Source organism: Mediterraneibacter sp. HA8405 (assembly GCF_056148955.1).
Genome location: NZ_CM148758.1, coordinates 1,562,387 through 1,579,203 on the forward strand (window position 1 = coordinate 1,562,387; position 16,817 = coordinate 1,579,203).

The 16,817-nt window shown below is 41.8% G+C and carries 8 protein-coding genes; 7 read left to right on the forward strand and 1 reads right to left on the reverse strand.

Features of this window, described 5'->3' with window-relative positions; all coding sequences use genetic code 11:
• Positions 1-23: 23 nt before the first annotated feature.
• A complete protein-coding gene (locus AC0QUU_RS07345; protein ID WP_474545478.1) occupies positions 24-362 on the reverse strand; it encodes a helix-turn-helix domain-containing protein in 339 nt (112 codons plus the stop codon).
• 344 nt (positions 363-706) lie between these two features.
• Here AC0QUU_RS07345 and AC0QUU_RS07350 point away from each other — a divergent pair, with 344 nt between their 5' ends.
• The 7 genes from AC0QUU_RS07350 to AC0QUU_RS07380 all read left to right on the forward strand — a co-directional run bounded on the left by AC0QUU_RS07350 (position 707) and on the right by AC0QUU_RS07380 (position 16,612).
• Positions 707-3,823, forward strand: a complete 3,117-nt coding sequence (locus AC0QUU_RS07350; RefSeq protein WP_474545479.1) for an Ig-like domain-containing protein — start codon at positions 707-709, stop codon at positions 3,821-3,823.
• Positions 3,824-3,934: 111 nt separating this feature from the next.
• Positions 3,935-4,750, forward strand: a complete 816-nt coding sequence (locus tag AC0QUU_RS07355; RefSeq protein ID WP_474545480.1) for a cohesin domain-containing protein — start codon at positions 3,935-3,937, stop codon at positions 4,748-4,750.
• Positions 4,751-4,790: 40 nt separating this feature from the next.
• Positions 4,791-6,368 carry a transglutaminase domain-containing protein gene (locus tag AC0QUU_RS07360; RefSeq protein ID WP_474545481.1) on the forward strand — a complete coding sequence of 526 codons (1,578 nt, stop codon included), beginning with the start codon at positions 4,791-4,793 and terminating at the stop codon, positions 6,366-6,368.
• Between the two features lie 63 nt (positions 6,369-6,431).
• The gene (locus AC0QUU_RS07365; RefSeq protein WP_474545482.1) at positions 6,432-9,995 is read left to right on the forward strand and encodes an RCC1 domain-containing protein; all 3,564 of its coding nucleotides are present in this window, start codon (positions 6,432-6,434) and stop codon (positions 9,993-9,995) included.
• Positions 9,996-10,047: 52 nt separating this feature from the next.
• Positions 10,048-13,521, forward strand: a complete 3,474-nt coding sequence (locus AC0QUU_RS07370) for an RCC1 domain-containing protein (protein ID WP_474545483.1) — start codon at positions 10,048-10,050, stop codon at positions 13,519-13,521.
• 54 nt (positions 13,522-13,575) lie between these two features.
• Positions 13,576-15,246: an O-antigen ligase family protein gene (locus AC0QUU_RS07375; protein ID WP_474545484.1), complete on the forward strand. Its 1,671-nt coding sequence runs from the start codon at positions 13,576-13,578 to the stop codon at positions 15,244-15,246.
• On the forward strand, positions 15,230-16,612 hold the full coding sequence (locus tag AC0QUU_RS07380) for a penicillin-binding transpeptidase domain-containing protein (protein ID WP_474545485.1): 1,383 nt from the start codon (positions 15,230-15,232) through the stop codon (positions 16,610-16,612). The genes AC0QUU_RS07375 and AC0QUU_RS07380 overlap by 17 nt, the downstream gene beginning before the upstream one ends.
• Positions 16,613-16,817 lie beyond the last annotated feature (205 nt).

The following is a 16,817-nucleotide window of genomic DNA, read 5'->3' on the forward strand; positions in this document are numbered from 1 at the left end:
ATCCTGCTGTATCATTTTTTGCTTTAAGAAGAACCTTTTTTGTTTTTTAGATATTCTTTTACTAACAGTGTTACAGTTTTCTTTTCTGAAGTGGACAGCTGTTGAAACAATTCGTTAAATTCATTCTCAAGATATTTTTCATCATTAACATTTGTTCCCTCTAATAAAAAAGATATATTGCAGTTTAGATAGACCGAAATATCCATAAGGCGCTCGAGACTTACTTTTGTAATACCCCGCTCAATCTGGCTGATATATCCGACAGAAACATTTAAATATTCTGCAAAATTTTCCTGAGTTGTGCCTTTGATTCTACGCTGTTGTTTAATACGTTCACCAAGTAATTTGTAATCTATTGACATGAATTATTCACCTGCTTTTTGACATTATATTGGAGTATTGTGAACAAATAAAGAAAGTAATAACTAAATATTTAGCTATATGTATTGCAAAAAGGGGAGGAAAAGATTATAATGGTCATGTTTAATGAAGTCTGAGATATATTGGCTTTAATACTATATATAGATTCCGTAATATTTAGTGTTATCTAAATATTGCAGGAGTTATAGGTAAAGTGAAGAATTACTCAGATACTGTAAAAAGGAGGAGGGAATATAAAAAGAATTTGTGAAGAAGCAGGCAATAATTATATATTTTCGCCGAAAGATATCATTTGTAATAGATAAAATATAGGAGGAAAAGAGAGATGAAGAAAAAACTGAGCAGAATCGCGGCATTGCTGCTCGCTGTGGTAATGGTTATTACCGGATTTACAGTTATGCCAAAAGTAGAAGCTGCGGAGATGCCAACTTTTACAGTTAAAGTGAGTTCCACGGAAGTTAAACCCGGGGATAAAATAACAGTAGAATTCTGGCTGGAAGGCGGCGTTGATGTTACGTCATTTGCGGGATTTCTGAATATTGATAAAAATGTCTATTCATATTCCGGACGTGATGTAGAAGAAGGCGATTTATATTGGGATTTGTATGATAAAGGCGCTATGCCGATCTTTTCTGCTGATGAAAGTGGAGATGGTTTCCTTGTATTATTGGGCGATGAAGTGCCGATGAGTGAGGGCGGCTTAATTGCAACTATCACACTTACAGTTAAAGAGGATGCCGTAGGAACTGGTAATATTTCTTTCAGCTTTGCAGGCGGAACGGTCGGACCGGATGCTGATCATGAAGAAGTTATTTATGAGAATCCTGACGCAAGTAAAACGGTAGATAATAACGGTAATGTTATTCCGGAGGGCAATATTCCAGTAGTAATTGAACTTGAAGATCTTTCAATCGATCAGGAAGATTTCACAATGGCAAGAGGAACAACGGATGCGCTTACTGTAACAGCAACACCGGAAGCAGCTCTGACAGGTAAGACAATTGCATGGAGCAGTTCGGATGAGGATGTTGTCATAGTTGATGAAGATGGCAACATAGAAGCAGTGGGAATCGGAACAGCGACGATTACTGCATCAGTTGATGACTTCAGTGATTCAGTAGATATTACAGTTAATGCTCCGCTGACAAGTATTACGCTGGATAAACAGGAAACGACAATCAAAAAAGGCGATACTGTTGATCTTAAAGTAATCTATAATCCGGAGGATACAACAGACAGCAAAGATGTTACATGGACAAGCTCAGATAACACAGTTGCATCAGTAGATGAAGATGGAACTGTGACAGCTCTGAAAGACGGTACAACGACAATCACAGCGAAAGTCGGTGATTTGACGGCTGATTGTATTGTGAATGTCAGAGAAGTACCACTGGAGGGAATCGATCTCAACCAGAATGCGATAACACTGAACAAAGGCGAGAAGAGTGAGCCCCTTGTAGTATCTTACAATCCTGATGACACTACAGATGATAAAACTGTAACATGGTCGAGTTCAGACGATGATGTTGCGACAGTAGAGAATGGAGTTATAACAGCGACAGGAGCAGGAACGGCAACAATTACTGCAACAGTTGGTGAGTTTACAGCAGAGTGTGAAGTAACAGTTATTTCTCCGCTCGAGTCAATTACATTAACAGCTGATAGAACAACAGATGATCTGGAAGTCGATGATACAGTAAATCTGACGGTTGAATACAATCCGACAGATACAACAGATGACAAAGCAGTTACATGGAGCAGTTCAGATGAAGATGTGGCGACAGTAGATGAGAATGGTGTTGTTACGGCAGTATCAGGCGGAACAGCAACAATTACCGCAACATCCGTTGCAAATGAAAATATCACCGCAACATGTGATGTCAGAGTCCTGAAACATACAACAGGCATTACACTTGATCAGAGCGAAATGACTCTTACGAAAGGTGAGATATCTGTACCGCTGGTTGTATCGTTCGAACCGGCAGATACAGATGACAGTAAAGATGTAACATGGTCAACCAGCGATGCATCGGTAGCCGACGTTGATACAGAGGGCCGCGTAACAGCTGTAGGCGCGGGAACGGCGACAATTACTGCAACAGTTGGTGAGTTTACAGCAGAGTGTGAAGTAACAGTTATTTCTCCGCTCGAGTCAATTACATTAACAGCAGACAGAACAACAGATAATCTGGAAGTAGGCGATACAGTAAATCTGACGGTTGAATACAATCCTGCAGATACAACAGATGACAAGGCAGTTACATGGAGCAGTTCAGATGAAGATGTGGCGACAGTAGATGAGAATGGAGTTGTCACAGCAGTGTCAGGAGGAACTGCAACAATTACCGCGGTATCAGCTGCAGACGAAGAAATTACTGCAACATGTGATATTAGAGTTATAAAACATACAACAGGTATTACGCTTGATCAGAGCGAGATGACTCTGATGAAAGATGAGATATCTGCTCCGCTTCAGGTAACATTTATTCCGGCAGATACGGACGACAGCAAAGACGTAACATGGTCAAGCGACAACACGGAAGTAGCTGTTGTTGATGCCGAGGGACGTGTAACCGGCATAAGCGAAGGAACAGCAATGATTACAGCAACAACGGCTGACGGTGGATTTACAGCTTCCTGTACTGTAACAGTAAATGAAATTCATGTTGAAGATGCAGTACTGGCTGATGATACTCCGACAGAAATCTACGTGGGACAGGAACACCTGCTGAATGTTGTGATTACTCCGGAGAATGTAACGGATGAAATTACATATGCATATGCGTCATCAGATGAGACAGTTGCAACCGTAGATGAGAGCGGAAGAATAAGTGCAGTGCAGGCAGGAAATACAGAAATCACGGTAACTGTAACAGCAGGTGAATTTACGAAAGAACTGACCTTTGATCTTGAAGTAAAAGAAATTCCGCTGGAAGGAATTGCATTTAAGGAAGAAATTACTCCTCTGGAAGAAGGACAGAGCGCACAGCTGGAGATTCTGTTTAACCCGGAGAATACAACAGTTGACAGAACAGTTACATGGCTGAGTTCAGACGAGAGTGTTGCGACAATAGAGGATGGTCTTGTGACAGCTGTTAAAGCCGGAACAACGACGATTAGTGCTACAGTTGGCGATAAAGAGATTTCCTATGAGCTGACAGTAACTGAAAAGAAGGAAGAACCGACACCGGGCACACCGGATGATGAAAAACCGGCACCGGGCGGCCCTGCAACAGATGATCAGCAGAATCAGGGAACAAATAAACCTGTATCAGGTGATTCCCAGAATACAGGCGATAAAGTAAATAACCAGTATGAGGGCGGTGCTGTTCAGACAGGAGATACAACAAATATCTTCGGTATTATACTGACAATGCTTATATCATTATCAGTAGCTGTTCTGGTGGTGTTAAGAAGCAGAGGAAAGAGAATACTTAAATAGAAGGTGTAAAAAGACTCCTTGTTGGTGAAAACCGACAGGGAGCCTTTTTGCATACAGAGGAATAAGGACATGATTCAAAAAATAAAGCGCTTATTTATTATGGCTTTCTGTATGATTTTTTTGATGGGAATTACAGTAAAAGCAGATGGGAATACCGAATTCCATGTGGAAAATCAGACCGGAAAAGAGGGAGACATCGTTACTGTGCCAATACAGTTTAATACTGGTCAGGAAGTGGGAGGCTTTCAGATATCAATCTATTATGATAATGAGGTAATGGAATTCGACAGCCTGGAACAGGGTGATCTGATTATTGAAAATGCTGAAAATGGCGGTGGCATTTTTGACTATAACCATATTGAGGAATCAGCAGAGATTATTGTTGTGTATGTAGTTGCAGATACAGTGAAGGATGAAGGTGTTATTGTAAACATCAACTTTAAGCTTAAACAGGACTGTGGGCAAGAACTTCCCATCGGTATGGGAGTTGATCAGCTGATTGACGGCAGTGAAAGCAGCAGTCCCCTTACAGGAACAGTATCGGGTGTTGATTCAGTACTCCAGGAGAAGATTATGCAGCAGAGGGAAAATGATACAACTACAGTTACAGTTTCAGATGATGCTGCCGGAGAAATAGGATCAAGTGGAAATTCGGATGATGGGAAAGATTCAGAGCAGTCAGATGACACTTCTGCAGCGGAAGCAGAGAATGGAGCAGAAGAATCGGATTCTGATGAAAATGCAGATATACAGGAAAGTACGAATCGAGGGAATGAATCGGACGCTGCGGATGACGATAAGGAAGGGCAAAGGGGGAATTTGATTTTGGTAATTGTCGGAGGTGTTGTGATCGTCGTAATAGCAGTGATAGCTGTGTCAGCAATAGCAGTAAGGAAAAAGAAAAAAAACAGAGGTGACGAAAATTAAAAATAAAGCTGGATCGTCATTATTGAGGGAGAAGATAGTTATGAAGAGAATAAAACGTTTTATTACATTTATGCTGGCCATAATGCTTATGCTGACAGCGGTGCCGGCGCAGGCAAAAGACTCGCTGCAGAGTGAACTGATTGTGCAGGAACGTCAATATGATAGATATGGTATTGCCTGCGAAAACGAATTGCTTTATCCGACGGCTGAACTTCCGGAAATGGAAAAACATGAAACAGAAGAGATTACTCCTTCTGTATATACAGCAGGGGATTATGAATCAGAAATCGATCTGTTTCTCCAGTTGGAACCACTTGTGAAAGAAGCGCTGCTTGCCGGGCAGACCCGGATTAATATAAAAGAATACGGAATCAACAGTGATGAATATCATCTTTACAGGCTTCCTTACTTTTCTCCCTATCTGGGAATGAATATGGATATTACAGCGTGGTATTCCGGGAATGTGTACAGTTATTTGCAGATTGAAAATTCTATGACACCGGAGGAGACCAGCCAATATTTCAGTCAGGTCGATAAAGCGATTGAAGACGTACTTTCAGTTGTTACTGATGAGATGACTGACGTAGAGAAAGCATTGGCAGTTCACGATTATCTTGTATATTACGCTGAATATGATTATGACAATTTAGTAAATGGAACCATACCTCCTGAATCATATAAAAGTGCAGGCTTGCTTATCAACGGAACAGGTGTGTGCAATGCTTATGCGTATGCATACCAGTATTTAATGACTCTGCTGGGGATAGAATGCTATGTCACCAACAGTTCCGCCATGAATCATGCCTGGAATATTGTGAAAATAGATGACAGCTATTACCATGTAGACTGCACCTGGGATGATCCGGTTCCTGATCAATTTGGAAAAGTGAGTCATAACCATTTCCTGGCAGACGATGAAAAGATGCGGAACGAATTGGAGCATTATGGATGGGACAGAGAAGATATTCCCTGCGACAACGATAAATATAATGACAAGTATTGGACGGAAGCAGAGTCCCAGATTATACAGACGGAAGAATTTATTTACTATATAAAAGGGTCTGCAGTATACGAATATGATGACGAAAACGGTACAGAAAAGGAAATAGCGGAACTTGGAAGATGGTGGGTATGGGAAGGCGGCGGAAGCTACTGGACATCTGCATTTTCCGGCCTTTTTTATAATAATGGCTATCTTTATTACAACACATATAACAAAATATTCAGACTGTCCTTAGATACTTTGGAAAGTGAAATTGTTTACGAACCGGATCTTTCTGACGGATATGTGTACGGTATCAGGGACAGAGGAAACAAGATTGAATATATCATTAAACAGTCATATCAGGATGAGGGCATAGTCTGTACGGCTCCAGTTTTACTGGATGAGGAAAGTGAGCAACCTGAAACGCCGGAGTACGTATTGGGGGATGTGGATGATAACGGGAATGTAAATATAGCAGATCTCAGAATAGTGCTTCGTGCAGTCTGCAGGAAGGTCGAACTTACAGAAGAGCAACGGCTGGCAGCGGATGTGATGACGGACAGTGATATTAATATAGAAGATCTGCGATTACTGCTGCGATACATATGCGGAAAACTTGAATCTATCGGATAACTAACTGACAGGGAATACAGTGAAAACGGATTCCAGAGTAAAGAAAGTGCGGGGAATTAAGTCATGTGGAAAAAGCGGATTACAGCAATTATTGTGACATTAAGTCTATTATTCGGTAATAATATGCCGACTGTTGTGTATGCGGATGAAACGAAAGAAAATACTTCGGAAGTTGCAGCAGATATCTCCGTAGATTCAACAGACTCATTTGGCGCTATGCTTACGGATATCATTGAGGAAGAGACTGAGCAGGAGGCTGATAATGACGGATGCAATATTTTTTCCATTGATATTGAAGGAACGGAAGCATTAGTGGAGTTTGAGTCAAATCAGTATGCATCTTTGATTGTAGCTGTTTATGACGAAAACGGCAAACAGATGATTGCGTCGGGAGACTACGATGTGATTCCCGGTGATACAGAAGCTGTCGTTGAAATAGAAACAGAGCAGATGCCGGAATTTTTCTATCTGCGAGGTTTTCTTGTGGACTATGAAACATTTGAACCGTACTGTACAGTGTACGAATCTCCTGTATATATGAGTGAAATGCAGGAGTTCCTGAAAAAGACAACGGATGATTTTAAAAACCGGGATATTCTGAATTTCGATGAAGATACTGATAATAATTTTGCTGTCTACAATGAATCAACTATCGTAATTGATGAAGAATCAGGCGAAAATGACCTTATCCAGGCAGATGAAGACAAGCAGTTTTATGTGATTGAAAATGCAGATGAAACGGTTCTGTCTTTAAGTTCCGGAGATATATTCAGTTATGAATATGAGGACGGTACGGTACTGATTACCAAGGTAGTTTCTGCTGAGAAAGATGGCACAACAGTAAAGATCAGCGGAGAAGAGACTACGCTGGAAGAAGTTTTTGAATATATCAAGATTGACACAGAGCAGTTTGCAGATAGTGCGGAAATTGATTCATCTGTCTGCGGCGAAGGGGTAACTTATGAGGGGATAGATAATACCAGTTCAATAAATGCTCGTGCAATAGAGGGAGAATTTGAAACAAGCAAGTCGGCAAACCTGACATTGAATAAGACACTTGGAGGTTCTGTTAAACTTACGGGAAGCCTGGAACTGAAAGCAGGTGCATCATTGAAATTATACCTGTCTCTTAGTTACCAGTATGTTGAAGTAAAAATTGATTATTCTGCCGGAGTTAATGTGGAATTGAGCGGAATGTGCAATGAGTTTTCCCTTCCGCTTATTAAGATAACTTTTATGCCGCTTACAGGAGTATTCATTGAAATCACTCCGTCTCTGGTACTGGAAACGAGTGCCAATATTACATTGACAGGGACGCTGGAAGGATGTGTCGGGGTCTCAGTATCCAGCGACAAGGGGATTAAAAATCTGACGAGGAATCCCAGGTTTGATACTGAACTAAAAAGTGAAATTCTTGTATTTGTAGGTTTATCGATTAAACCTAAAGTCAAACTCATAGATGATAATCTGGCAAAGGTTGAGGCAGAAGCAACAGCAGGAGTGGAACTGAAAGCAGAATTGTCGCAGGATGATACGGATTCGGATGCGATTATGCATGAATGCAGCGTTTGTTACGATGGAGATATTACCGCAAGATGCGACTTGAGGTTTGAAATCAGTTTTATCAGAATATTTAATTACAAGTTGGAAAAAGAGATAGGTGTAAAGATAGCTGATTTTTATTGGTCAGTTGATTATGGAGAGTTTGCTTTTACCACTTGCCCGCATATTACATACAGAATTACAGTAAATGTCAAAAATAATAATGATGATCCGGTAAAAAATGCGTTAGTCAGTGCTGTTCGGGTAAATGGGGCACACATAATTGATGTGACAGACAATTATGAAACCGGGGAAGATGGAAGCGCTGTTTTCTATCTGCCGGAGGGCCAGTATACATTTACAGCCGCAAAACAGGAAATAACGAAGAACAAAAAGATATATATCCGCGATAAAGCAAAAGAAATTACTATAAAACTGAATAGTACGACAGAAAGTGAAGAACAGCCGGAAGATCCGGATTATGTGAAAGTAACGTCTGTGGAGATGGGAACATATTTCAGTGCAGCTATTCTGGATGACGGCAGTCTCTGGACATGGGGAATGAATCCTTACGGCCAGCTTGGAGATGGAACAAAAGAGGGAAGAGCTGTACCTAAGAAAATTCTTGAAGATGTGGAATCAGTCAGTCTGGGATATCATAATGGGGCAGCTGTGAAAACAGACGGAACATTGTGGGTCTGGGGAGATAACGGAAATGGCGAATTTGGAGATGGTACATATACAGACAGTGATGTTCCGGTTCAGGTAATGACAGACGTAGCATCCGTAAGCGTTGGATACTGGCATATGGCGGCTCTTAAGACAGATGGCAGTTTGTGGATGTGGGGGACAAACGGATTCGGACAGCTTGGAGATGGAACTACTGATCCGAAAAACATACCTGTTAAGGTTATGGAAGATGTTAAGCAGATAAGTCTTGGTGACTGGCACTGCGCTGCAGTAAAAAATGACGGCAGTCTCTGGGTATGGGGAAGAAATAATTATTATCAACTTGGGGATGGATCGACAGAAGACAGAAATGAACCATATAAACTGATGGAAGATGTTGCACACGCAGAGATGGGGAGATACGAAAGCGCTGTAATCAAGACCGATGGCAGCCTCTGGGTATGGGGGAATAATGAGTATACTCAGCTGGGAACGGATATTTCCCCATCGGGAAATGTAGAGACGCCGATTCATGTAATGGATAATGTTTCAGCAGTGCAGATCTACGGCCCGGCAGGCGCTGCTATCGATAATGAGGCAGATTTGTGGAGCTGGGGTGACAAGCTCGGAGACGGAAGTATTCTGCAGGATGAGAATAACCTGGTAAAGAAACTGGTTGGTGAGGATATTCAGACAATGAGTATCGGGTATAGAACTGCTGCTATGGTTACAGCTGACGGAAACCTTTGGACCTGGGGATATAACGGAATGGGGCAGTTGGGAAACGGAACATATAAAAATACAGAAAATCCCGTTAATATAACCGGCATGTTTACAGAATCATCGGAAGCAGCTGCATATTCAATAGAGTCGCCTGTAAAATCAGTGCGTAAAGATGTTCAAGAGAATACAGAGCAATTCTCTGCAGATCTGCCGGATACAGTAATCCCTGTTTCAGAGAAGAATACGGATGAAGAGGGAAATATCTGTATTTCAGCCGCCGGACTTAATCCCGACAGTGTTTATAACCTCTACGCAGTGAAAAAAGCAGATGAAGAGAATGTATTTTCCGACGGAAATCTTCTCTATATTTATCAGATGGCCGCAGATGAAAACGGATTGTATGAAGTGTCCTTTTCACCGACAGAGTTGTCCGATGAAGCAATCATCTTTATCGCAGAGCTGGCAGACAAGAAGCATACTTCGGAAGATACAGAAATCCATCCCGGAGATATTGATGGAAATGAAAAAGTGGACATTATGGATTTACGCATAGTCCTTAGAGCTGTCTGCGGAAAAGAAGAGCTGTCAGAAGAACAAGAACAGGCAGCAGATGTAGAGAAGAACGGAAGCGTTGATATCCAGGATCTGAGAAAAATACTGAGATTTATATGCGGAAAACTGGAAGAACTGTAATTATGTGATATCAGATATATTCAAATAATAATAAAGGGTAAAGGAAAAGGATATGAGAATAAAGAAAATAACAGCAGTATTGCTGGCGTTTGTCCTGCTGTTTTCAGGAATACCTGCAACTGCTGTGCAGGCGGATGAACCGGAAGAAAGTCGGGAGATTAAAAATGATATGACAATAGAATCTACGGATTCTTTTGGAAATATGGTGGCTGATATGATGACCGAAGAAGTGCAGGAGCAAGAAGAGAATGATGGATGTAATATATTTTCTATTGAAGTTGATGGGACAAAGGCTTCGGTAGTATTTGAAACAAATCAATATGCTTCTTTAATTGTGGGAGTCTATGCTGAAAACGGCAATCAGCTGCTTGCATCTGGTACTGTTGATGTTGAACCAGGGGATACCGAGGTGGAAGTAGAGATTGAAACAGATCAAATGCCTCAGTATTTTTATCTTCGAGGTTTTCTGGTGAATTATGAAACGTATGAACCATATTGTGCTGCATATGAGTCGCCGAATTATACGCAGGAGATGCAGGAATTCCTGTCAAAAACAACCGCTGATTTTGAAGGGCAGGAAATCCTTAATTTTGATGATGATGAGACGAATAATTTTGCAGTATACAATGACGAGACAGTTGTTGTCGAGCAAACAGATGGGGTTAATGAGATTGTTCAGGCGGATGAAGCAACTGAAAAATACATAATTGAAAATGCGAGTGAATCAATACTGAAATTGAAAGAAGGAGATGTGCTTAGTTATGAGTATGCAGACGGTAGTGTACTGATACTTAAAGCAGGAAAAATAGATGTCAAAGGAACAACAGTTACTATTACCGGGGAGGATACTTCTATGGAGGAAGTATTTGACTATGTTAAGATTGACACTCTTGCAACCACAAAAGATGCAGAGATAGATCCGTCTACATGCGGAGAAAATGTTACATATCTTGGTACGAAAGAAGAAGTTTCCAAAGCGAGGACTGTTGACGAGGAGAATACAGAAGTTGTGGCAAAATCATTTGAATTGACGTCAGGAGAAAATGATCCAGTCACGTATAGTGCTGAGCTGGATGTTAAACTAGCAGCTACAGTTAAATTGTATGTCTCGGTTTCATATCAATATATCGAATTGAAATTTGATTATACTTTGACATTTAATACCAATATTGCTGGGAAAATCAAGCCGGTGGATAAGAAATTAGCTCAGTTTACATACAGTCCTATTCCTTTCGTTAATATTAAGGTGACCCCGCATTTCCTTTTAGAGGCAAGTGCTGAGATTTCTTGGGTGGGAGAGATAAGTGGAACAGTAGGATTTGAGGCATCAAATGAGGAGGGAATGAAGAATCTTACCTGTAAACCGAAAACAGAACATGCAATGAACGGAGAATTAACTGTTTATGCAGGAATTAAATTGACACCAAGTATTGAGGTTATCAGTGATAAAATTTTGGAAGCTGAGGTAAATGGCAGCGCAGGTGTAGAACTGACCGCAGAGGAATCAGTGTGGAAACAGACAGATTTTGTTCATCACGAATGTTCGAAAAGCTGCTTGGATGGGGAAGTTCACGCAAAAATAGTTATCGGATTTAAAGTTACTTTTCTAAATATGAAGCAGTTAACATATAGCAAAGAAAAAACATATACACCTAAAATTAAGGATTTTTATTTTTCACAGGATTTCAATGAATTTGCATTTACTACATGCCCGCATCTTTCCTATCAGGTTGATGTAACTGTAAAAAATCAAAATGGGCTTCCGGTTGAAGATGCAGTAGTAAAGGAAAAGGGCTATGAAACTGAAGAAACCATGACAGACTCGGATGGGACTGTAAGTCTTTATCTACCAGCAGGGAAACATACGCTTACTGCTGAAAAGGAAAATAGTGGTTCTGGAAGCAAAAAAATAACAGTGGTGGATGAGAAAAAGAAGATTAAGATCAGATTGAAAAATGAAACAGATCCACCTGTAAAGGTTAAAGAGGTAAGTCTGTCAGAGTGTGTAAGCACAGCAATATTGGAAGATAACAGTCTGTGGGTATGGGGCCATAGATATGGCTCGATCGGATTTGGAAACGTAGGAGCCGGAAGCGCATCTGTGAAATATCCTACTAAGATTCTGGATAATATAAAACAGGTTGCGGCAGGTGCAGGTGGTTCAACAGCAATGGCTGTATCAACAGGAGACGATTTGTGGGGGATAGGAGATCGCCCTGGGGAAATGGATGTCAAAGATGTGAAAATGGTAGTCGGTACCGATTATAGCTATGCAATTCTGAAAAATAATGGAAGTGTATGGACATGGGGGGAAAATCGATATGGTGAACTTGGAGACGGAACGACAGAAATGAGGGGAGATCCTGTTAAAATTATGGATAATGTGCAGAGTATCAGCGGAGGTGCCAATCACTTTGCAGCAGTAAAAAAAGACGGAAGTTTGTGGACCTGGGGGTGGAATCGTCTCGGCGAACTGGGAGATGGAACACAGGAGGATAAGACGCTACCAGTAAAAATCATGGATGATGTGGCGAAAGTGAGCCTGGGAGGTGAGCACAGCGCAGCGCTTAAAACAGATGGAAGTTTATGGACTTGGGGAGATAATGGCTCTGGAGAACTGGGAAGAGAAACGTGGAATGCAGGTGAAAATAAGTTGATTCCCGTTAAGATGATGGAGGATGTTGCAGATATCAGTATGGGTGATGGTGCCAGTGCAGCAATAAAAGAAGATGGAACCTTGTGGACCTGGGGGGACAATTATCGGGGAAGACTTGGAACTGGTACGGTAGCTTATTCAACAGTTGTTCCTGTTAAGATTATGGAGAACGTAAAAAGTGTTTCAGTAGGGGATCAGCATACAGGTATTATCACAACAGACGGAAGATTGTGGATGTGTGGAGGCAACTGGAATGGATGTGAATTAGGAGCCGGGATATCAACTATAGCCGTAAGTACTCCAATAGATATTACAGGTAATTTTAAGACAGATTCAGCGAAGAAGCGTGATGTCAGCATGATGGCAGAAGAAGCAGATGAAATATCGTCTATAACTATGGCTGACAAAGTGACCGTGAATGATGACGGTACTCTAACCGCCGATTTTGTCGATTTGGATACGACTTACATCTATAATTTCTATGTATTAAAGACTATGGATAAAGCGGAAGCATTTGGAAAGAATAATCTGTATTATGTCAGTCAGGAGAGAGCAGAGATAGATGGCAGTTTGCATATTACCTGTCAACTAAAGGAATCTGATAAGAATGCAGTTATATTTGTAGCTGGAATGATAAAACCGGAAACTGAAAATACTCCAGAAGAACCGGAATATACACCAGGTGATATCGATGAAAACGGAGGAGTTGATATTGCCGATCTCCGTATGGTTCTCCGTGCCGTATGCAGTAAAACTGAACTTTCTTCTCAGCAGCAGCTTGCCGCAGATGTTGAAACAGACGGTATTGTGAATATCGCTGATCTCCGTAAAATACTTCGCTTTGTCTGCGGAAAACTCGAAGAATTATAAAGGATTATGAAAATAAAGATATTCTGACGAAAAGGAATTACAACAATGTGGCTAATGATGACTTGTTTAATTGCAACAGGAATCCTGGGCGGCGGGTACTTTGTATCCGTTTCCGCCCTGACCGGGATATTTCTAACGGGAATATTGTTCTATCGGTTGTACTGGAAACGGAAAATTACAATGGCCTGGGATCTGAATCTGGCAGCTTTTGCAGTGCTTGTTTTTGCATATCTGATTGTGTCACTCTGGGCGGTTGATTCAGGAATGGCGCTGACCGGATTTGTAAAATTCCTTCCGCTGATTCTGTTTTATGTACTGGTATCGGGGCAGCAGGATGAGCGGGAGAAAATGATTTCTATGCTCCCACTGCTGGGTAGTCTGATGACACTTTTTTCGTTTCTTATGATGCAGTTCCCGGTGTTTGAAGAATGGGTATCTGTGGCAGGCAGATTGGCAGGATTTTTTCAATATCCGAATACATACGCGCTTTTTATGCTTGTCTGTCTGATTATCGTTCTCTGGCGGATTGATTACAGGCATTCGGACTGGCTGGATATTGTTTATGCGTTGGCGGCAGTATTCGGAATCGTTATGAGCGGAAGCCGTACTGTACTTGTTCTTACGGCGATAGCTTTGATTTGGCTTCTGATTATCAGGGCGCCGGGGAGAAAAGCAGTTCTGGCTGTAATTGCTGCAGGGGCGGCTATAGTTATTGTTCTGGCAATTGTGGCGGGAAGTACGGGAGTTCTTGAGCGTCTCGCCGACATATCCCTGAATGCAAGTACATTTCTGGGAAGACTTCTCTATGCACAGGATGCGCTTCCTTTGATCCTGCAGCATCCTTTTGGTCTGGGATATTACGGTTATTATTATATTCAGCAGTCCATACAGACGGGCGTATATTCTGTAGTCAATGTACATAATGAACTTCTTCAGATATTCCTTGATGTAGGAGTGATACCAGCGGTGCTGATGAGTGCGGCTATGCTCAGATCAGTGTTTACAAAGCGTACAGATGCAAGAAACAGACTGATACTTGTGGTGCTGATTCTTCATAGCTTATTTGATTATGATTTTCAGTTTCTTGTAATGGGATTTGTGATTATCCTGTTTCTGGATATAAGAGGAGTTAAAACATATAAAGTTCCTGCTTTGACTGGAACTGTACTGGGAATTGCAGGCGCAGGATCCATGGCGTTTGCTGTGTTTGCGGGCTTATCAGATCTGCTGTATACATCCGGCAGTTATGAAAGAGCATTTGCAGTATATTCAGGAAACACGCAGGCAGAGACAGTTCTTCTGACACAGGCGGAGACAACAGAACAAATGAAAGAGATTGCCGATGATCTGATCTCCAGAAATGAGTATATTTCCGTGGCTTACAGCGCCAGGGCCAGAACTGCGTTTTCAGAAGGAAATGTCCGCGGATTTATCGAGGACAAGCTGAGAGCAATTGAGCTTGCGCCATATCAGTACGATGAATATATCGATTATCTGGAAATACTGGCGTACTGTGAAAACCTATATCTTGAAAACAGAAATATGGAAGATGCAAAGATTTGCGCTGAGAAAGCAGCTGAGATCCCGGATATGCTGGACGAACTCAGGGAGAAGACAAGTTTCCTGGCATGGCGGATTAATGACAGACCGCAGGTGACGCTTTCAAGAGAAAATCTTGAACTGATAGAAGAGATGGAGGCACTTGCAGATGGAGAGACTGATTAGCAGAAAACGACTGATCGGATTGCTTCTTACAGGATGTGCGTGTGTTGGTATTGTGACATCAGGCACTTTCCTGAGTGGAGGCAGGAATGTGACGGTATATGACTGTGAAGGAAATAAAGTCGCAGAATTATATTTAGAAAACAATGAGCTGCAGTATCAGTGTGAGACGGGATATGAGGCGTATTTTGACCTTGTACGGAATGAAGTAATAAATATTGTAATGGAGCAGGAAGGGACAGACCAAAGTTCTGCAATGCAGAAGATTGTTTCAGATGGATTTGAAATCAGGACAGGTTTTTCCCAGGATGCTATGGATGGAATGATAGATGTCTATTCACAGACTCCGGAAGTTACAAATGGCAATTCAGCGGCGGCCCTCAGTAATACGGAGGGCTGTATATCGGCCTGTTACAGCATTTCAGCAGATGGACAGAATTACAATTACGTTAATATTCCGGCGTATGCGGGCTCTACGATTAAGCCGCTGAGCGTTTATACACCTGCCCTGGAAGAGGGACTGATTACCTGGTCTTCTATGTACCGGGACAGTCCATATGCAATGGTAGAAAACAGCAGCGGTCAGATGGTTGAGTGGCCGGTAAATACTGAGCCATATACAGATCAGATGATTACGGTGGAGAAAGCAGTGGCTGAGTCCAACAACGCAGTTGCAGTAAAAGTACTGAAAGACTGCGGGGCTGAAAAAGCATGTCTTTTTCTTGAAAATGCCTTTGACATATCGGTACAACAGGAGCAGGAAATTATTCGGGAAAAAGGGGAAGACAGAGCATTAGCTAATGTGGCGCTGGGATATCTTGATGCGGGTGTTACCGTAGAGCAGATGACAGCAGCGTATCAGATATTTGCAAACGGCGGGATGTATTATACCCCTCATACGGTTACGCAGATTGTGAATAATGAGGGTGAATATTATGCGCCGGATGGAAAGGGGGTGAGAGTAGTCAGTGAGGAAACGGCATTTATTATGAACCGGCTGCTGAGGGAAGTTGTGCTTGGCGGAACAGGAACCCTGGCACAGACCGAAGACGCGGAGGTCTGTGGCAAAACAGGAACCAGTGAATACGGAGATCATTGGTTTGTGGGATTTACGCCGGAATATGTCTGCACTGTATGGTATGAAAGCGATTCTGAAATCGGAACGACAGACAGTTCCGTACAGGCAGTACATGATATTCTGGCATCTCTGGAGCTGTCAGAGGATGCAGTCTATCCGAGAACGAAAAATGTATATGAAATGGAGTACTGTATGGAAACCGGTCTGCTTAGAGGAGCAGGCTGCCAGAAAATCAGCAGAGGATATTATGCAGGGAATAATATGCCGGGAATATGCAGTGAATGCGAATAACAGGAGGAAAGGATATGATAACAAAATTTGAAAAACGTGTTCTTGCGCTTTTGATGGCTGGATTATTGTGTGTTCCGGTTATAGCTTCTTCGCCTGTGACAGTAAATGCAGAAGAAGCCGAAAACACAGTACAGCAGGATGAACAGCGAAATGCTGAATCAGACGTACAGAACAATGCGGCGGATGTTCAGACAGATGACGGAGG